This window comes from Collinsella sp. TF12-2AT (assembly GCF_003436735.1).
In the GTDB taxonomy this organism is placed as follows: Bacteria; Actinomycetota; Coriobacteriia; order Coriobacteriales; family Coriobacteriaceae; genus Collinsella.
On sequence record NZ_QSQK01000008.1, the window covers coordinates 1 to 17,869 of the forward strand.

14 protein-coding genes are annotated in these 17,869 nt (G+C 60.1%); 3 read left to right on the forward strand and 11 right to left on the reverse strand.

Translation table 11 applies throughout. From position 1 onward, the window contains the following. The first annotated feature begins 703 nt into the window (after positions 1 to 703). Positions 704 to 2,113, forward strand: coding sequence for an ATP-binding protein (locus DXD24_RS06400; protein WP_117646393.1), 1,410 nt, complete (start codon positions 704 to 706; stop codon positions 2,111 to 2,113). A gap of 255 nt (positions 2,114 to 2,368) precedes the next feature. Here the strand turns inward: DXD24_RS06400 and nifJ are convergent, their stop codons facing one another. From nifJ to DXD24_RS06430, 6 genes are all read right to left on the reverse strand, one after another. Continuing rightward, positions 2,369 to 5,908: a pyruvate:ferredoxin (flavodoxin) oxidoreductase gene (nifJ, locus tag DXD24_RS06405; protein ID WP_117646394.1), complete on the reverse strand. Its 3,540-nt coding sequence runs from the start codon at positions 5,906 to 5,908 to the stop codon at positions 2,369 to 2,371. Between the two features lie 402 nt (positions 5,909 to 6,310). Beyond that, positions 6,311 to 7,249: an FHA domain-containing protein gene (locus DXD24_RS06410; protein WP_117646395.1), complete on the reverse strand. Its 939-nt coding sequence runs from the start codon at positions 7,247 to 7,249 to the stop codon at positions 6,311 to 6,313. 3 nt (positions 7,250 to 7,252) lie between these two features. Beyond that, positions 7,253 to 9,097, reverse strand: a complete 1,845-nt coding sequence (locus DXD24_RS06415) for a hypothetical protein (protein ID WP_117646396.1) — start codon at positions 9,095 to 9,097, stop codon at positions 7,253 to 7,255. Next, entirely contained in the window at positions 9,094 to 9,999 is a 906-nt protein-coding gene (locus DXD24_RS06420) for a hypothetical protein (RefSeq protein ID WP_117646397.1), read from the reverse strand. The genes DXD24_RS06415 and DXD24_RS06420 overlap by 4 nt, the downstream gene beginning before the upstream one ends. Positions 10,000 to 10,243: 244 nt before the next feature. After that, positions 10,244 to 10,840 carry a recombination mediator RecR gene (gene recR / locus DXD24_RS06425; protein WP_117646398.1) on the reverse strand — a complete coding sequence of 199 codons (597 nt, stop codon included), beginning with the start codon at positions 10,838 to 10,840 and terminating at the stop codon, positions 10,244 to 10,246. 13 nt (positions 10,841 to 10,853) lie between these two features. Then, positions 10,854 to 11,174 (reverse strand): YbaB/EbfC family nucleoid-associated protein, encoded by a 321-nt coding sequence (locus tag DXD24_RS06430; protein ID WP_006235174.1) that lies wholly within the window; start codon positions 11,172 to 11,174, stop codon positions 10,854 to 10,856. A 339-nt stretch (positions 11,175 to 11,513) separates the two neighbouring features. On the opposite strand from DXD24_RS06430, the gene DXD24_RS06435 reads away from it, so the two are divergent. Beyond that, positions 11,514 to 11,981 carry a hypothetical protein gene (locus tag DXD24_RS06435; protein ID WP_117646399.1) on the forward strand — a complete coding sequence of 156 codons (468 nt, stop codon included), beginning with the start codon at positions 11,514 to 11,516 and terminating at the stop codon, positions 11,979 to 11,981. A 22-nt stretch (positions 11,982 to 12,003) separates the two neighbouring features. On the opposite strand, the gene DXD24_RS06440 is transcribed toward DXD24_RS06435, so the two are convergent. Together DXD24_RS06440 and dnaX are read right to left on the reverse strand one after the other, a co-directional pair. Next, positions 12,004 to 12,264: a hypothetical protein gene (locus tag DXD24_RS06440; protein WP_099432547.1), complete on the reverse strand. Its 261-nt coding sequence runs from the start codon at positions 12,262 to 12,264 to the stop codon at positions 12,004 to 12,006. 54 nt (positions 12,265 to 12,318) lie between these two features. Beyond that, on the reverse strand, positions 12,319 to 14,799 hold the full coding sequence (gene dnaX / locus DXD24_RS06445) for a DNA polymerase III subunit gamma/tau (protein WP_158550164.1): 2,481 nt from the start codon (positions 14,797 to 14,799) through the stop codon (positions 12,319 to 12,321). 116 nt (positions 14,800 to 14,915) lie between these two features. Here dnaX and DXD24_RS06450 point away from each other — a divergent pair, with 116 nt between their 5' ends. Further along, a complete protein-coding gene (locus DXD24_RS06450; RefSeq protein WP_117646401.1) occupies positions 14,916 to 15,632 on the forward strand; it encodes a hypothetical protein in 717 nt (238 codons plus the stop codon). A 105-nt stretch (positions 15,633 to 15,737) separates the two neighbouring features. On the opposite strand, the gene DXD24_RS06455 is transcribed toward DXD24_RS06450, so the two are convergent. From DXD24_RS06455 to DXD24_RS06465, 3 genes are read right to left on the reverse strand one after another with little or no spacing between them, the layout of a single operon-like run. After that, the gene (locus DXD24_RS06455) at positions 15,738 to 16,397 is read right to left on the reverse strand and encodes a DUF5028 domain-containing protein (RefSeq protein ID WP_117773741.1); all 660 of its coding nucleotides are present in this window, start codon (positions 16,395 to 16,397) and stop codon (positions 15,738 to 15,740) included. A 5-nt stretch (positions 16,398 to 16,402) separates the two neighbouring features. After that, the gene (locus DXD24_RS06460; RefSeq protein WP_089573263.1) at positions 16,403 to 17,047 is read right to left on the reverse strand and encodes an ATP-binding cassette domain-containing protein; all 645 of its coding nucleotides are present in this window, start codon (positions 17,045 to 17,047) and stop codon (positions 16,403 to 16,405) included. Beyond that, the gene (locus DXD24_RS06465; protein ID WP_147326355.1) at positions 17,044 to 17,841 is read right to left on the reverse strand and encodes a hypothetical protein; all 798 of its coding nucleotides are present in this window, start codon (positions 17,839 to 17,841) and stop codon (positions 17,044 to 17,046) included. The genes DXD24_RS06460 and DXD24_RS06465 overlap by 4 nt, the downstream gene beginning before the upstream one ends. Between the last annotated feature and the right edge of the window lie 28 nt (positions 17,842 to 17,869).

Consider the following 17,869-nt stretch of genomic DNA (forward strand, 5'->3'; position numbering starts at 1 on the left):
ACGGCCTCGATCTGCTCGACGGGGTTGTTGCCGAGGGCGTTGCCGCCGAGGGCGACGACAATACGATCGGGCTTGCCAAGAGGCTTAGACATTGCTGGAATCCTTTCTGTAAAAGGCCTACAACCCATTAATAACCCGCGTCCGTGCGATACGCGAGTTTATTAAGGTTTATATTCTTTTTATCGCTCATTTTATTCATTTTGAAAATAGTTTAACGGTGAACGGTCGTTTTTACCCGCTCAGCGTAAAGAAGCCCAGCTCACACATCTTTACGTCATCTACGTGCGACTTTATTTAATTAGAGCAGAGATTAGGCTGGATTATGCAAACTATATCTTTGCTAAACACATAACGGACACTGCAATTATTTACTCGCACTATACGAGATTCTATGCACTTGCAAGACAAGTATGCACCCCTGCAATAACACGGGGCTTTTCATCCAACAAAAGGGATAGCAAATCGCGCTTCACTTTGCGGCAAGCGACTGTGAGTTTGCAGTATAGAACTTTACCGTCGGGTATTGCATGAACGCCGTCGACGCCCTCTCGCTCCTGCGCGCCCAGGCAATCGAGAACATCAGCGGCGTCCCCAGTCTTTTTGCATGGCACCGCGCCGGCTCGATAGCTCTGGGACCTAAGCGAATCTTTGCTATCTGCCAATTTTTGTATGATTTGGGTCATTCCTATCTGCCAATTTTTGTATGATTAGGGGCAAATCTATTTGCCAATTTTTGTCATTGAGGGGTTTTATGCTACGCCGTAAGGTCACTGACAGGCTTTTGAGCTGGAAGAACAACTCCAATAAAGCGTTGCTTGTTACTGGTGCGCGTCAGATTGGCAAGAGCTATGCGATTCGAGCGTTTGGTAAAGACAACTACGCGTCGTATTTTGAGGCCAATTTGCTGCTCGATGCCGAGGCAAGAGATGTGCTCATTGGCGCTAAGAACGCCGTTGACTTTATCAACCGCGTTGCCCTTCTTGCGGATGCACCGCTTGTTGAGGGAGATACGCTTATCTTTGTCGATGAAATACAGGAGTATCCGCAGATCGTCACGCTCATGAAGGCGTTGGTCGAGGACGGGCGCTTTAGCTATGTCTTCTCGGGGTCTATGCTTGGGACTGAGTTTAAGGGGATCTCTTCTTTCCCGGTGGGGTATGTCGAGCACATTGTTATGCGGCCAATGGATTTTGAAGAGTTTTGTTGGGCAAACAGCATCAGCGAGAATGTGCTTGCAGACATCCGCAGCTGCCTTGTCGAGAGGCGTCCCGTCGAAAACTATATTCATGAGGCGATGCTCAAAAACTTTAGAGCTTATATCGTTTGCGGCGGCATGCCGGAGGTCGTACAGAACTATATCGATTCGGGTTATTCACTCGTGAGGACGCGTGAGCTTCAAATTCAGCTGGTCGATCAGTACAAAAGTGATATCTCTAAATATGCATCGACTCGAGCGTTTAACGTTCGCGCGATTTTCGAACAAATTCCCGTTCAGCTTGAGGCGGAGTCCCATCGCTTTGTTGTTTCATCCCTGGGCGAGGGGGCTCGCCTTCAAAAATACGAGCAGGATTTCCTATGGCTGGTGAACGCGGGCGTCGGTTTGATGGTCGCCCAGGTGACGGAGGCCCGAAGTCCTCTTAAGAGGACAGAGAAGGCGACCGCCTTTAAACTATACGAGTCTGATACAGGCATGCTCGCATCACGGTATCCCGGCAGCACGGCACGCGCTGTCTACCTTGATATGAAAACCCCCAACCTCGGCGGTCTCTATGAGAACGTGGTCGCGCAGGAGCTTGTCGCCCTTGGAACTGATGCATGGTACTACCAGACACGCGAGGTCGGCGAAGTTGACTTTGTGATCGAAGGCACTCGCGGGCACGTTGTCCCAATCGAGGTCAAATCGGGCAAGAAGGTTCGAGCCCATGCGGCCCTCGACCGTCTGATGAGCGTGAGCGAGTACAAAATCCCCGAGGCCGTTGTGCTAAGCCACGAGAACCTCAGCAAAGAGGGCAAGGTTCTGTACGTTCCAATCTATATGACATTCTGCCTCGATGAGTTTATGGAAAAGGACGACCCCAACAACGATTTCTCGTTTGCACCCATATCCCTCTAGGCCATCTGGGTCCGCAACCAGGTCCCCCTCTATACCCAAAGCCGCGAAACAGCGACCGGGACAAGGCACCCCATCAGCCACGTCCTTCATCCAGCCCCACAATCCGAGGACGTAGTCGTAGCAGGATCTGAGGGCTAACCTTCGCGGACACTCCGCAGGACGAAAGAACCCCCGCCGCACGTAGTGCGCAGCGGGGGTTCTTTCATGTCCGAGGACGTCCGCGAAGGTTAGCCCTCAGATCCTGCGGTGGGAGACCTAGGCCTCGTTGTACACCGTCTTGAGCTTCAACAGGTGAGCGTAGCGGTCCATAGCGGCCTGCTCGTTCTCCTTGAAGAGCTCCTCGGCGCGCTCGGGGAAGGAACGCGTCAGCGAAGCGTAACGGGCCTCGTTCATCAGGAACTCCTGATAACCGCCCGCGGGCTCCTTGGAATCGAGTGAGAACTTCTTGCCGGCAGCAGCCTCGGGGTTGAAGCGGAAGAGGTTCCAGTAACCGCACTCGACAGCCTTCTTCATCTCGGCCTGGCAGTTCTGCATGCCGCCCTTCTTGATGGAGTGCATCTCGCAGGGGCTGTAGCCGATGATGAGGGACGGGCCGTCGTAGGCCTCGGCCTCGTGGATGGCCTTGAGGGTCTGAGCCGGGTTGGCGCCCATGGCAACCTGTGCCACGTAGACGTAGCCGTAGCTCATGGCAATCTCGGCCAGAGACTTCTTCTTGGTCACCTTACCGGCGGCGGCGAACTGAGCGACCTGGCCCAAGTTCGAGGCCTTGGAGGCCTGACCACCGGTGTTGGAGTAAACCTCGGTGTCGAAGACGAAGACGTTGACGTTGTGGCCGGAAGCCAGGACGTGGTCCAGGCCACCGAAGCCGATGTCGTAGGCCCAGCCGTCGCCGCCGAAGATCCAGAAGGACTTCTTGGTGAGGTAAGCCTTGTCGGCGAGGATCGCCTTGGAAGCGTCGCAGCCGCACTTCTCGAGCTCGGCAACGTAGGCAGCGGCAGCGGTCTTGGAGGCCTCGGCGTCGTTGACGGAGTCGATCCAAGCCTGGCCGGCGGCCTTGAGCTCATCGGACGGACCATCGGCAGCGATGATGTCCTGGGTAGCGGCGATCAGCTTGTGCTGAACGGCCTCATAGCCAACGGCCATGCCCAGGCCGTGCTCGGCATTGTCCTCGAACAGGGAGTTGTTCCACGCCGGGCCGTGACCGTCCTTGTCCTTGCAGTAAGGAGCGGTGGCAGCGGGGTTGCCCCAAATGGAGGAGCAGCCGGTGGCGTTGGAAATGAACATGCGGTCGCCGGCGACCTGGGTCACCAGACGTGCATAGGCGGTCTCGGCGCAGCCGGCGCAGGAGCCGGAGAACTCCAGGTAGGGCTGCTTAAACTGGCTGCCCTTGACGTTGGCCGCGATGAGCTCCTTCTTCTCGGAGACGTTCTCGACCATGTAGTCCCAAACGGGCTGCTGGTCCATCTCCTGCTCGGTGGGAACCATCTCGAGGGCGCCCTTGGGGCAAACCTTGACGCAGTTGGTGCAACCCATGCAGTCGAGCGGGGACACAGCCATGGTGAACTTCATGCCCTTGGCCTTGGGGCCCATGGCGTCGAGCGTGCGGGTAGCCTCGGGCGCGGCGGCAGCCTCGTCCTCGGTCATCGCAAACGGACGGATGGTGGCATGCGGGCACACGTAGGCGCACTGGTTGCACTGGATGCACTTGGTCTCGTCCCAGTGGGGAACGACCACGGCGACGCCGCGCTTCTCGTATGCGGAGGCGCCCAGCTCAAACTGGCCGTCGGCGCAATCGACAAAGGCGGAAACAGGCAGGCTGTCGCCGTCCATGCGATCGATGGGCTCGAGCAGGTTCTTGACCTGCTGGGCGATAGCGGACTTGGTCTCCTCGGAGAGCTCGACGGGAGCGGCATCCTCGGCGGTAGCCCAGTCGGCCGGAACCTCGAACTTACGGAAGGCGGTAGCGCCGGCATCGATGGCCTTGTGGTTGGCGTCGACGATAGCCTGGCCCTTCTTCATGTAGGACTTGGTAGCCGCGTCCTTCATGTACTGCAGGGCGTCCTCGGCGGGCAGGACCTTGGCCAGCGCGAAGAAGGCGGACTGGAGCACCGTGTTGGTGCGCTTGCCCATGCCGACCTTAGCGGCCAGGTCGATAGCGTCGATCAGGTAGACGTTGACGTTGTTGTTCGCGATGTAGCGCTTGGCCACGGCGGGCATGTGCTCGGCGAACTCCTCGTCGCTCCACTGGCAGTTGACCAGGAAGGTGCCGCCCGGCTTGACGTCGCGGACCATCTTGAAGCCCTTAACGATGTAGCTGGGGTTGTGGCAAGCGACAAAGTCGGCCTTGGTCACGTAGTACGGCGAGCGGATCGGGGAATCACCAAAGCGCAGGTGCGAGACAGTGACGCCGCCGGTCTTCTTGGAGTCGTACTGGAAGTAGGCCTGGACGTACTTGTCGGTGTGGTCGCCGATGATCTTGATCGAGTTCTTGTTGGCGCCGACGGTACCGTCGCCACCCAGACCCCAGAACTTGCACTCGATGGTGCCGGGGGCTGCGGTGTTGGGCGCATCCTCGGCCTCGGGCAGGCTCAGGTTGGTCACGTCATCGACAATGCCGATGGTGAACTCGCGCTTGGGCTCGTCCTTCTTGAGCTCCTCGAAGACAGCAAAGGCGGACGCGGGAGGCGTGTCCTTGCTGCCCAGGCCATAACGGCCGCCGACGACCTTGATGCCCGTCTTGCCGGCCTCGTAGAGAGCGGAGACGACGTCCTGGTAGAGCGGCTCGCCGATGGAACCCGGCTCCTTGGTGCGGTCCATGACGGCGATCTTCTGGACGGTCTCGGGAAGAACGTCGACGAAGTGCTTGATGGAGAACGGACGGAACAGACGAACCTTGACCAGGCCGACCTTCTCGCCGTGAGCGTTGAGGTAGTCGATGACTTCCTCGAGCACGTCGCAGAAGGAGCCCATGCACACGACGACGCGGTCGGCATCGGGAGCGCCGTAGTAGTTGAACAGGCCGTAATCGGTGCCGAGCTTCTCGTTGATCTTCTTCATGTAGCCCTCGACGACGGCGGGAAGCTCGTCGTAGACCTTGTTGCAGGCCTCACGGTTCTGGAAGAAGATATCGCCGTTCTCGTGGCTGCCGCGGGTGTGCGGGTGCTCAGGGTTGAGCGCGTGGTCGCGGAAAGCCTGGACGGCGTCCATGTCGCACATCTCGGCAAGATCCTTGTAGTCCCACATGGCGACCTTCTGGATCTCGTGGCTGGTGCGGAAGCCGTCGAAGAAGTTGAGGAACGGGGTCTTACCCTCGATGGCGGCAAGGTGAGCCACCGGCGAGAGGTCCATGACCTCCTGGACGTTGCCCTCGGCGAGCATGGCGAAGCCGGTCTGACGACAGGCCATGACGTCGGAGTGATCGCCAAAAATGTTCAGGGCGTGGGAAGCGACGCAACGCGCGGAGACGTGGAAGACGCCCGGGAGTTGCTCGCCCGCGATCTTGTACATGTTCGGGATCATCAGGAGCAGACCCTGAGAAGCCGTGTAGGTGGTGGTCAGAGCACCGGCGCCCAGCGAACCGTGAACGGTACCGGCCGCACCTGCCTCGGACTCCATCTCGACGACCTTGACCGGGGTGCCGAAGATGTTCTTGCGACCCTGGGCCGCCCACTGGTCGACATGGTCGGCCATCGGGCTGGACGGCGTAATGGGATAGATTCCCGCTACCTCGGTGTACGCATACGAAACATATGCGGCCGCCTCGTTGCCGTCCATAGACTTAAACTTACGCGCCATATACCCCTCTCCTCTCATATAGGTATACAGGCCCCGGCGATTGCCGGGATATTGGCGTGATGGGATTTACGCTGTTGCTTCCAATCATCTGGCAGGCAGGCTCAGCAGCAGGTACGTGGCGTGGAGAGAAGACATGCCGAGGCGAGGGGCAACTGATGCGCCCCACAGACCCGACCGCCCGTCTTGCACATGACCGAGCGCCGCAAAGGCCGCATGCCGGATGCTCCCGGGCACGCCCCGGCGATGGGAAGCGCCCGCAACGGAAATCCGCATGCGGGTTTATTGTACCCCGCCGTCAAGTGTAATTTCGGCAAATATAGGCGGGCGGTAAAGGTTTACCTCGGGTGACTGCCGGGAGCAAAATAATCCCTTGGGGACGGAGGGACCATTTGGCGGGACTGGCTAGAGGGCACCGAAGAGGATGGCGTAGGTAGTGGATTCGCCGAGCTTGAGCTCGTCGCCGGGATTGAGTTGGGCGGAACGGCCGGGCTCGACCTGAATGCAGACGCGCGTGGCCCCGTTTACCACCACGGTTCCGTTGGTGGACGACAAGTCCTCGACGTGCCAGATATTTTGAGCATCGCACCAGATATGGGCATGGCGGGCCGAGACATCGTCGCCGACGTCGGTAATATCGCCCTCACCAGTGGCCAGCGCGCCAATCTCAACACCCTGCTCACTCGGCTGAATCCAGCGCGGGGCGCTCACGACAAAACTGTTTTGCACGCGCAGCAAGCCCAAGGGGTGCGCCGGGGCGGGTTCGCGCTCGCCTGCGGCCATCGACATGCCAAGCGAACGCGGTGTGGAGGTGCCTCCGCCACAGGTCGCGTGCGCGTAGTCGATGGCATAGTTCACCGAGGACCGCACATCCGCCGAACAACCGACGGCGACAAACAGCACCAGCACGGCCTCGGCGCGCTCGGCGGGCATGAGTTCCGCCGCCTGGGACAGGCGATCGAGCGCGTTGCGATAGAGATTCGTGTCCTGGTGGCACTCTTCGAGCGCGCGTACCATCGGTTCACCTGCGGGACCGCACACCATATTGATCACAGCCGTGGAGTCCATGGGATTTCGCTGGCGCAGGGCCAGTTGCGACATAATACGCGCAGCCGAGGTACCGTATTCGGCAAAGTAGCGCTGCTGAAGCGTGCCGACCGGCGCGCGAACGATAAAGCGGGAAACCCAAGAGCGATCGGCGGCCCGGCTCTGCGGGCTGCGGCCGTCGGCGAGCGGACGGGACGAAAGCACCAAGCCGCACAGCTCGATATGGCTCAGATGCGCCGCGCGCTTAAAGATGTCAAACATGGCCCCGCATGGGGTGAGCTCAACTTGAGATGCCATGACCTAGGCCTCCTTGGTCGTAGAAATAGAATCGGACGATACTTCGACAGGTCCGCCAAAAGTACGGGCAGCTGCGGCTCCACCGGCAAGCGGAGTCGCCATCTGGGCTTTTGTGCGTCGCGGTGCCGAAACGGGAAGTTCAAAGGCAAAGCCCATCGCAAGCAAAAACCACGTAAGCGTATAGGTTGCAACCAGAGCGGCAACAAGGCCGCCCATCACGGCGCGTTGGGAAAATACGCTACATGCAGCCACAACCAGCACCGGAACCTCGCAGGCAGAAAGCGCAAGCACACCCTGCAGGAAGCCCGAACGCCGATCGCGCGCAAGTGTCCCCGCGGCAACGCCGGCTATACCTGGCAGCGCCAACGCCAGTGCGGCAATAATACCCGGTAGCGACCCAGACCACACGAGCGATCCCAAAGTCGCCGTCACGCGAGCGCCCGACGCCAGCAGCGCGGCCGAAACCACGACCACAGCCCAAACCACGCCACAGACGACCGTCGCGCCGACCATCAGCGCGCGACGAACCGCGCGGCCAGACGCATCCATGGGGCACGGCGTGAGCGGCTCGCCGCGGAGCGAACGACCGACATTTTGCGCATAGTGTTCACAAAACGCCGAGAGCGCCGCCTCGACCGCCGCCGGCTCGGGACGATCTTTTTGATGGCTGGACAGACAGGCCATCACCACGTTGAACAGCTGGGCATCGACAAACGCCAGCGCATCGCGTAGCTCCTCGGAATCCGGCTCAAGCCCCAGCTGCTGGGCCTGCTCGGCCGCAGCGAGCGCCACATCGGGCTCACGACGAAGCAGCTGAGTCAAATCGCAACCGGGCGCATGGGCACCAATGGGATAGTCGGGCAGCGTGTCCATCTTGAGACGGTAGGGGCTCGCGATGTCGCGCGTCTTTTTGCGCGAACCCGAGGTGCCCGAAGTGCTCGGCGCGGCTTCGTATGGCGCGGCGCCGGCAATGAGCTCGTAAACCGTGCTTGCTGCGGCATAGACGTCGATCGCCGGCGACATACGCAAAGCGCACAGGTCGGGAATATCGTCGGTGAGCATCTCGGGCGGAGCGTAGGCCACCGTCGCGCGACGCAGCGTGGCATAGCGCTCCGTAAACGACGCCTTGCCGCCGGTACCGGCCACGGCCGACGCAGGCTCGAGCGCCAGCGACGAGCCAAAGTCGATCAGGCACAGGTCAAAGGTGCCCTCGGCAAGCTGCCGGTCAAGCGGTAGACGCGCCGTACGCACCATAATATTAGCGGGCGAGATATCGCGATGGACAAAGCCCTCCCCCACCAGGCTCATGCGGCAGAGCAGGTCGAACAGGTCGCGCCCCAAGCGCGCCGCCACAAGCGGCGACAGGCGGCCGGCATCGTCCACGGCAAAGCGCGAGCGCAAGCGGGCGAGCGTCTCGCCCTCGACCCATTCCATGACAATTGCAGGCACACCGTCAACCTCGCCCCAGCCATAGAGGCGGGGAAAGCCCTTAAGGCCCGAAAGGGCACGATGGCATTCATATTCCTCGCGAAACGCCGCTTTGAACTTGGCGACCAGCGCCTCATGGGCGGCATCGTCGTCGAACTCATCGCGCGTCGGCAAGATGAGCTGTTTGAGTGCCATGGCCTCGCCTTGGGCGTTGACGGCACGCGTCACGCGGCCGATACCGCCACGGCGCATGGTGGCATCGTCGGCAAACAGCATCGTAAAACGACGCAGATAGGCAGGCAGTTCGTCCTGACCGAGCGCAATGGCCGGCTCAAACCCGTCGACACGCGCCAGGCGCAAGCCGACCATGGGATCGCGACCGAGCGATTGTGGTGTGGTGGATGCAAGATCGGTCATCATAGGGCAAGCGCCGCCACGTTATTGTTGAAGTTACCGAGCGCGACGTCATCATCGCCGTAATGGCCGACCCATTGACATAGGTTGGTGTAACAGCCCCACAGATTGGCATACTGCTGATACCACTTTGACCGGGGCGAGAATGTCTGACGACCGAACTCGGCTCGAATGACAAACATCTCCCCGACCAGGCTGTCGCACGGCCTGGGATCTCCCGTAGAGTTATAGGTCGAAACCACGTCATTGGCACGAGAAACATAGCCGTCGAGCATGTTGTACTTGGTCACAAGCCAACTGTGAATGCTCTCTTCCTCAGCAGCGGAAAGGCCACCGGAGTTTGCATCGTTGTCAGTGTTGCCGCCCGTCGAGCCGCCGTTTCCAGACCCTCCGGCAGAGGAACCCGACCCAGAGCCGCCGCCCGAACTCGACGAATCCGAGCCGGAGCCAGAAGTATCCGAGCTACCGGGCTTTCCGGACTGCTGGGCGTCCTGCTCCTTCTGCTGCTCGACCTTATTCACCGTTGCCGCCACGCTATTGTTGGACAACCGATCGATGATCTTGGTGTTGGTGAGCACGATGGTTTTGCCATTGGCAAGCGTGACTTCGTTGTCCGGGGCCTCGGCGCCGTCCGCGTCGTCGGCGCCAAACACAATATGCGCGACCACACTTGCCCAAGCATATCCAGTCGTGGTGCCCAGATCACTTTTGACCTCATGCCCCACGCGCGGTTCGCGTGCGGCATGTGCCTGCATCATGGACGGCACGGTCATGCCATAGGCAGAAACGCCAGCTATGACCAGCACCAGCGAGCAAGACAGCAGTGCGTACGCCCGCGGCGCCAAGCCCAGTCGGCGTCGCATGCGCACCGCGGTGCCGCGCTTTGTCTGAGTGCCACCGGGCCGCATGCGTTCTCCTCCAACAAAAACACGCCGCTCGGGAGCGGCGCATTCATTCGAATCCATTTTGAGTGTATCAGCGAACCCAAAAGGTTGCGCAACGAATGGGCAAATTAAGGATGCGAGTGGAAGCATCCATGCGATAAGCGGATACAAAGCATCTTTGTTGCACAACAAACTTACAGTCGCACGGGGAAATTATGACTACCCCGTGCGTCGCGAGGAAAACATACGGCAGGAGCAGGCTCGCCACCTAAATCGTGCGACGGGCCTCGATGGCGCGCCCAAGCGTAAGCTCGTCGGCATACTCCAGGTCGCCGCCCACGGGCAGGCCGCTCGCCAGACGCGATACCTCAACGCCCAGCGGCTCGATAGTGCGGGCCAGGTAGCTCGCCGTGGTCTCGCCCTCGATATTGGGGTTGGTGGCGATGATGACCTCGTGGATGTCCTCGTGGCCCAAGCGTGCCAGCAGCTCACGAATGTGCAGCTGCTCGGGGCCAATCTTGTCCATGGGACTGATCACGCCGCCCAATACGTGGTAGAGACCATGGTAGCTGCCCGTGCGCTCAATCGCCTGGACATCGCGCGGCTCGCCCACCACGCAAATGCGAGTGGTATCGCGCATCGAATCCTGGCAGATGGAGCACTCGTCGGCCGTGGCGTAGTTAAAGCAGCGGCTGCAAAAGTGAACCTCCTGCTTAACCTCCAGGATGGCCTCGGCCAGGCGACGCGCCTCCTCGGCATCGGCCTCGAGCAGGTAATAGGCGATGCGCTGAGCCGACTTGGGGCCAATGCCCGGCAGGCGGCCCAGCTCATCGAGCAATTTTTGCAGACTGTGATTCGCACTCATATATATGCGTGTCTTAGAACGGCATGCCCGGGATGTTGAGGCCGCCGGTGATGGCGCCCATCTGCTTGTTGGCGAGCTCGTTGACGCCGCGGACGGCCTCGTTGACGGCAGCCATGATCATGTCCTGCAGCATATCGACGTCCTCGGGATCGAGGGCATCGGGGTCGATGGTAAGGTTGACGAGCTCCATCTCGCCGTTAACGGTCACCTTGACCATGCCGCCGCCGGCAGAGGCGTCGACGGTCTGGGACTTAAGGTTTTCCTGCGCGGCGGCAAGCTGCTCCTGCATCTTGCGAGCCTGCTTCATCATTTGCTGCATGTTCATACCGGCCATGATGGCTCCTTTACGTGCGGCCGCGCGCCGAGCTGCAAGGGCAGCCGGAGCACGGCGGGACTTTCAAACTCAAAAATCGTACCACGGCGCGGGGCAAGCAAGCGGGGCGGACACGCTACCTCAGTCGATATACATGTCCTCCAATACAAACCACGCGCAAAGATTATGCAAGGCCGAATTATGCAAGGTTGCATAATATCGCATACTCAATCTAGTAGAGCCGAATCCGGCATTTCATGTGTGCCACTAAATAGCTAAATGCCAAACCGCTGCTCGAGGCGGAGCACATGGCGGCAGGGTATAATTTGATTGTCATAGATTGCAATTTGGAGGTGCCCCATGAATGCCCCCGACGCGCTCCAAAACATCCGCTCAAAACACCCCGTTGCATATGTGGTTCTCTATCTCTTTGTCGGCTGGGCATTGCTGGTTGTCATCACCCATGCCATAGCTTTTGGAGCAGAACTGCTGATAGCCAGCTCGGACCAGCCCGTCGTCAAATGGGAGACGACCGATGAATGCACCGACGGAACCCGAACCATTTACTACAACAGCCCGTCCCTCTACCAAGAGTTCAAGGTCAAGATAAAGGACTCCAAGATTGTCGATGCCGAACTGGGCTCTTTATTTACAATCGGAGCAACCGTCAACGCCGAGCAAGTCGAGTACACGGACAGCCATGCGACGTATCGTATCGACCTCAGCATCCTAGGCCGACCGTCACGCGCCTGTCTGCTCGAATGCGATATACGCGGCACCACGTTGCACATGTCCGAAATACAGATGCGCCCGGACAAAAGAAAGTGATATATGGCCGAGTCGGAAGAGACTAGGCATAGACTCGTCCGCCTTCGTAGGCAAAACGCAGGATGAGCGGGGCATTGTTGCGTACAAAATCATCGAGTTCTTTGAGGTCTGCTTCGCTAAAGCCCTCGTGCGACACCCAATTGAATGCCGGCAAGATGCACTCCGCCGTGTCAAAACCCCAATCGCGTGGGCGCTCCACAACGACCTTCACCGTATTGTCCTCACGGACTTCGGAATACGAAACCTGCGTATCGTCCTCAAGGCGGACATATTCCCACATCATAAGCTCGCTCCGTTCAAAGACGTCTCTTCTTGAGCAGTATACCCGCCTGCGCAGCTACTCCACCGGCTTGAAGATGGTGGACTGGCCGAAGACGCTGCGGATGAGGGCTTTGGCCTCGTCCTCGGTCTGCGGGATGCTCGGGGCTGCACCCTGATGGCCGAAGGGACTGCCCGCGCCGGGGTTGGACTCCCAGGGAGCTGCAGGAGCGTCCTCCTCTTTGGGGGCAGTTGCAGCGGACTTGGGCGCGGACGCCGCACCCGGCACGTCGAACGGAGGCAGATCGTCCCCACCAGCATCGGCAACAAAACCGCCAACCATGACATCGTCGTAGGGAACCTGCTCGGATTCCCATGGCGCAGACGGCGCGGCGGGCTGAGCCTTGGGAGCGGACGCGCGCTCGGGCGCTCGGGGCGCGGGCTCGGTCGGGAGCTTGCCCGTGGCAGGAGCGCCGGCGGGGTTGTCGGAGCGCAGCCAGGGGGCTTTGCCCAGGTCAGACGACTTGGGCGCGGGCGAGGCAGGCTTGGGCGCGGGTGTCGGAGCAGCCGGTTTGGCCATGACGGGCTTAGGCGCCGACGGGGTCGGCGCCGCTATCGGTGCTGCTTTTGGCTGCGTCGCGCTGGCGCTCGAGGATGCAGGGGCCGCCGAGGACACGGGTTGCGGGTCCGCAGATACCGCAGCCCGTGCAGATGGAGAATGCTCCTCATGTTGAGGAGCCGGCGTGCCACCCCCATCCAGGACATAGTCGACGGTACGACGACCGAAGACCGCACTGACTGTCGGCAGGACCACCGACTGCGTGTCGGCGCGTCCAAGCATCTTGATGGCAAAGGTCGAGCCCGCGGGGAACGAGACCGTGAGCCTGGAGCCGTCGTCAGCCGTGGCGCGGGCATTGAGCAAAAGCCCCGCGTAGGAAGCCTGACGCGCCTTGACACGCTCGACAACCTCGGCCCATTTGCGCTGCAGCTCTCCGGCATCCTCGACCGCGGGCGTCTCGGCAGTACCGGCGGCGGCAACCTGGGCGGCATTGTTGGACTGGGGCTTAGGTGCCGGAGCGGTGGCAGGCGCGGGAGCCGCAACGGGCTGAGGCGTCGGAGTCGGCGCAGGCTGAGGTGCAGGCGCTGCAGGCTTGGAAGCTGACACGGACGCAGAACGGGACGCAGGCTGGGCAGCCGGAACAGCAGCACCACGGTCCCAAGGCATACCGCCCTGGCGCGCGGACGTATCAGCGGTGGTAGCAGATGCCGCCGGAGTAGCGGCTCGGGCACCCGAGATCAGCGTCGGCTGTTGGGCAGCAGCGGGTACGGATGCTGCAGGCGCGGCGGCCTGAGCAGCAGCCACGCTCGCCGGCACGGCGCCGTTGGCAACCATGGCCTCCAAGCGGGCCACGCGCTCGGCCAATGCCTCAATCGTTAAATCGGCCTCGGGACGTGCCAGGCGCGTGCAGGCGATCTCGAGCACCAGGCGCACGTCGCTCGCGCCCCTCATCTCCAGTGCGGCATCGTCGAGCACCGTCAGCACACGGGCCAGGCGGTCGGCAGGATGCTCGCCAAAGGCAGCGGCCTCGGCAGCAAGCGCCTCGGCCTGCTCGGAGCCGCCCTCAAACAGCTCGGCACGGGCACCGGCAACGCAGGCAACGTACACGTCACGCACATGCGCCACCAGGTCGCGCGTCAGCTCCAGCAGGTCGTTTCCTTCCTCGACCTGCGCACGGATCAGTCCATAGAGCTCGGCAACATCGCGATCGGCAATGGCGCGGGAAAACTCGCCCAGAATCTGGTCCGAAACCTCGCCTAAAAGCGAGCGGGCGTCGTCCGCATGCACAGAACCGTTGCCAAAGACGCTCAGCTGCTCCAGCGTGGACAACGCGTCGCGCATACCGCCCTTGGCATGGCGCGCCACGATAGCCAGCGCCTCATCGTCGTAATCGAAGCCCTCCTGCTCGCACACGTATGCCAGGCGACGCTCGATATCCTCGTTGCCGATGCGATGGAAATCGAAACGCTGGCAGCGCGAGAGGATGGTCTCCAGAATCTTTTGCGGGTCGGTGGTGCACAGCACAAAGATCACGTGTGCCGGCGGCTCCTCGAGCGTCTTGAGCAGCGCGTTGAACGCCGCCGTCGTGAGCATGTGGACCTCGTCGATGATATAGATCTTGTACTTGCCGCGCACCGGGGCAAAGTTGACGGAGTTGATGATTTCCTCGCGCACATTGTCCACGCCCGTGCGGGAGGCGGCATCGAGCTCGTAGACATCGGGGTGGTTACCCTCGGCAATGAGCTCGCACTCCTCGCAAGTACCGTCGGGCATGCAGCCGCTTGCACCCTCGGCGCGCGCCGCCTCGGCATTGCGGCACAGCAGCGCCTTGGCCAGAATGCGCGCCATGGTGGTCTTGCCCGTGCCGCGCGGTCCGCAGAACAGGTAGGCGTGGGACAGGCGCCCCTCGGTGATGGCGTGCTCGAGCGTCGAGACGATATGCTGCTGGCCCACCACGGAGTCAAAGGTGAGCGGGCGATACTTTCGGTACAACGATTCCATGGGTGCTCCCCCGGGTATACTGAGTCTTGTTGCCGCGGCGGCCATGCGGTCGCACGGCATACTGCATTCCATAATAACCCGTACGGCGAGCCCGCCGCGATAGGAGTCCAAAGAGCATGGCAGACGCAGAGAGCAACCTCGTTCCCTCCGAAGCAGCCGACCAGGTCGAGGTCGCGCTCGAGGAGCAGGCAGCAGCCGATGACGGCATCCTGTACCTCAACGAGTACCAGTACGAAAACGACCTCGTCACCGACTTCGCCCGCCTGGTCGCCTCGCCCAGGCGTCGCGGCTCGCTGTATGTCGCCGCGGCAATTGCCGCGCTCATCGGCATCGGCATGCTGGTGGCCGGCGGCAACTGGATCAAGTTTGGCGTCGTCTTGATCGTATTCGGCGCCTTTTTGGCCTGGTGGAGCAAAAACCTGCACCACACCCTCGCCCGCGACTTTATCGACGCCGTTGAGGCCGACGAGTCCATGGGTGGCCGCTATCGCCGCGTCGCCGCCAACGAGGACGGCCTGATGGTTTGGGGCACGAGCGGCAAGTCGCAGTTCTTCCCGTTTGAAAAGCTCGACCACGTGCTCGACGGCGAGCGCATCTTTGTGGCCATGTTCGCCGACCAGGGCGTGACGATCCCTAAGGACACCTTTGTCCGCGGCGATGCCGAGCAGTTCGGTCCCTTCCTTAAGACGCGCATCAACAAAAAACTCCGCATCGAGACCAAACGCAAGAAGATGAAGGCAGAAAAGGCCGCTTCCGAAGCAAAACAGGGCGACAAGCCCCAGGAGACCAAGGGCAAGCAGCGCAAGCAGAAGAAGAGCAAGAAGAAGCGGTAGGCCGGCCGACACCGAAGGCGCCTCGTCCCGCGCCCGATTCCGGGCCGGGGCGCCTGGAATCGGGCGCGCGTACCGCCAATGGACCCGTTTTGCCTTGCTCTCGAGCTATTTCACTTCAAACCTTAAGAGCCTCCGCTCCGGCAGATCGGTCATCTTCATCGTGTAAGTTCCGGGAAATGCTTTCTCAAAACGGACGGTCTCGTAACCTTCGAAATAGTCGTTGGTGTTCTGCATCATAAATGGGACGAGCAACTCGTTTTCTGCCCCAACCTCCACGGCAAACGCAGCAGAGCCGCCAAGGACCGGCATGGCTTGCGTTATCAGATCGGTATTGACTACAAAATCATAGTTTGGCGCAGACTCCGGAACCAGATGCCAAACATACGCTTTGATTCCACCGTCGATATTATCCCTATTTCTGACACGCATCTTTACGGCGATAACGCACGTGATGTCGGCATCCTTCAGTCTCGTTTTCGTATCCACGGTGCCATATTTTGAATAATCGTCATGTGCTCGTTTGAGATACTCGCGCGGCGTGAGCAACTCTGCCCCGTCTATGCAAAACGAATACCCATCAGTCACCACATCCTTCGACCCCAGAAACGCTCCATCCATCGAGAGCCATTCGCCCTCCGCGTAATATTTCTCAGGAATGACCGTCCGGTTCCCGTTAACGACGCTCACCCTCATGCCCGCAAGGCCGGTAGCAGCACAGCAAAAAAGCGCGAGCGCCGATCTTCTCGTCCACAGGGTCTTCTTCATCGCGCTCACGACCTTTCCCGAACTTTCACAACGGCACCGTCGCGCATGCAGTAAACCCGATCGGCCAGTTCCTCGAGCACCTCTCCGTCATGGCTGGACAGAAGGACCTCACGACCCGTTGATGCCGCCATCGCCACAACGCGCTTGAGCATTTCAACGCCCGCTTCGTCGAGGGCATTCGTTGGCTCATCGAGAACAAGCAGCTTCGGCTTCTCCATAATTGCCGCAGCTATCCCCAGACGCTGCTTCATCCCAAGCGAGTATGCTCGGAACTTCTTTTTTTCGTCTGCATCGAGCCCCACGAGCCGCAGGGCAGAGCGAATGTCCTCGGGGGTGGCAACGCCCTTGATCTGAGCGATGAGCTTCAGATTGTCGTAGCCAGACAGATATCCCAAAAAGGAAGGCGCCTCGATCAACATCCCCAGACTCGGCGGGAACGAGATGTCCGCCCCAAGCCTTTGGCCATCGATAGAGATTTCGCCTTCGGTAGGCTTGATCAACCCGCAAACCGCTCGCATGAGCATGGTCTTACCCGAACCGTTTATCCCCTGAAGCCCGACCACAGTCCCAGGGTCAACCTCGATGGACACGTTGCGCAGGACATCGTTTTTACCCATGCGCTTCGATACGCCCCTTACGATCACACTCATATCTTGTCCCCCTTTTCTATAAGGTCGGCCCTTCGAAACCACAGTCCACCCAACGATAGGCATAACGACATAAGCCCAATTGATGACAAGACACTCGAGCCCGCCGCGATTCCCTCTTTGACAATTCCACCCCAGCGCAACAGCATCAAGGCGTTACCCAATAGCGCCCAATGTCGTGCATATGCCGAGCAGATCAGGTAGCTCATTAAAACCACAAACGAGACTGACGACCCAAGCACAAACCCAACCGCTGCCTGCGCAAACGCAAGCGCCTCAAAAGCAAATAAGAGACTTATGAAAAACGGCAGCGCATCTGCCTCGGCAGCTTTGAGAAACCACGGCGCCAAATTAGCCAGTTGAAGCGACTCACCATGAATGACCGCGCTGAACGAGGAGCTCACCACCAAGCTCCAAATCACAACAGAGCAAACCACCACGAGCAGTGAAAATGCCGTTACTGCCGCCACCAAGATAAAACGCGAGACCCACCAAAGGGTTCTTGCCCGGCATCGAACAAGCGCTTGCAAACCAAACCCGTGCAACGATTCGGTCGGATAGTCGAGTGTTGTATAGAGAATAAGCAGAATGAGAAATAGCCATCCTAGCGGAGGCACAAACATGACCCCGGGCCTAGGCTCAAACGGAGCAGATCCGGCAAACACGAGCGCAAGATTATCCGCAAACCCCAAGGTATCCGTTCTAACCCCATACACAGAAGACAATCCGTAGGCGTACACCAAGTTCGCAACGGTCACTGCCGCAATTGCAATAAAAGTGATGATGTTCTTCTTCAAAACGGTCCTCAGGTCCGCGGCGACCAGC

Coding starts and splice junctions, on each gene's coding strand:
- DXD24_RS06400 (WP_117646393.1), top strand. CDS start 704: ATGATTAGGGGCAAATCTATTTGCCAATTTTTGTCATTGAGGGGTTTT.
- nifJ (WP_117646394.1), bottom strand. CDS start 5,908: ATGGCGCGTAAGTTTAAGTCTATGGACGGCAACGAGGCGGCCGCATAT.
- DXD24_RS06410 (WP_117646395.1), bottom strand. CDS start 7,249: ATGGCATCTCAAGTTGAGCTCACCCCATGCGGGGCCATGTTTGACATC.
- DXD24_RS06415 (WP_117646396.1), bottom strand. CDS start 9,097: ATGATGACCGATCTTGCATCCACCACACCACAATCGCTCGGTCGCGAT.
- DXD24_RS06420 (WP_117646397.1), bottom strand. CDS start 9,999: ATGCGGCCCGGTGGCACTCAGACAAAGCGCGGCACCGCGGTGCGCATG.
- recR (WP_117646398.1), bottom strand. CDS start 10,840: ATGAGTGCGAATCACAGTCTGCAAAAATTGCTCGATGAGCTGGGCCGC.
- DXD24_RS06430 (WP_006235174.1), bottom strand. CDS start 11,174: ATGGCCGGTATGAACATGCAGCAAATGATGAAGCAGGCTCGCAAGATG.
- DXD24_RS06435 (WP_117646399.1), top strand. CDS start 11,514: ATGAATGCCCCCGACGCGCTCCAAAACATCCGCTCAAAACACCCCGTT.
- DXD24_RS06440 (WP_099432547.1), bottom strand. CDS start 12,264: ATGATGTGGGAATATGTCCGCCTTGAGGACGATACGCAGGTTTCGTAT.
- dnaX (WP_158550164.1), bottom strand. CDS start 14,799: ATGGAATCGTTGTACCGAAAGTATCGCCCGCTCACCTTTGACTCCGTG.
- DXD24_RS06450 (WP_117646401.1), top strand. CDS start 14,916: ATGGCAGACGCAGAGAGCAACCTCGTTCCCTCCGAAGCAGCCGACCAG.
- DXD24_RS06455 (WP_117773741.1), bottom strand. CDS start 16,397: ATGAAGAAGACCCTGTGGACGAGAAGATCGGCGCTCGCGCTTTTTTGC.
- DXD24_RS06460 (WP_089573263.1), bottom strand. CDS start 17,047: ATGAGTGTGATCGTAAGGGGCGTATCGAAGCGCATGGGTAAAAACGAT.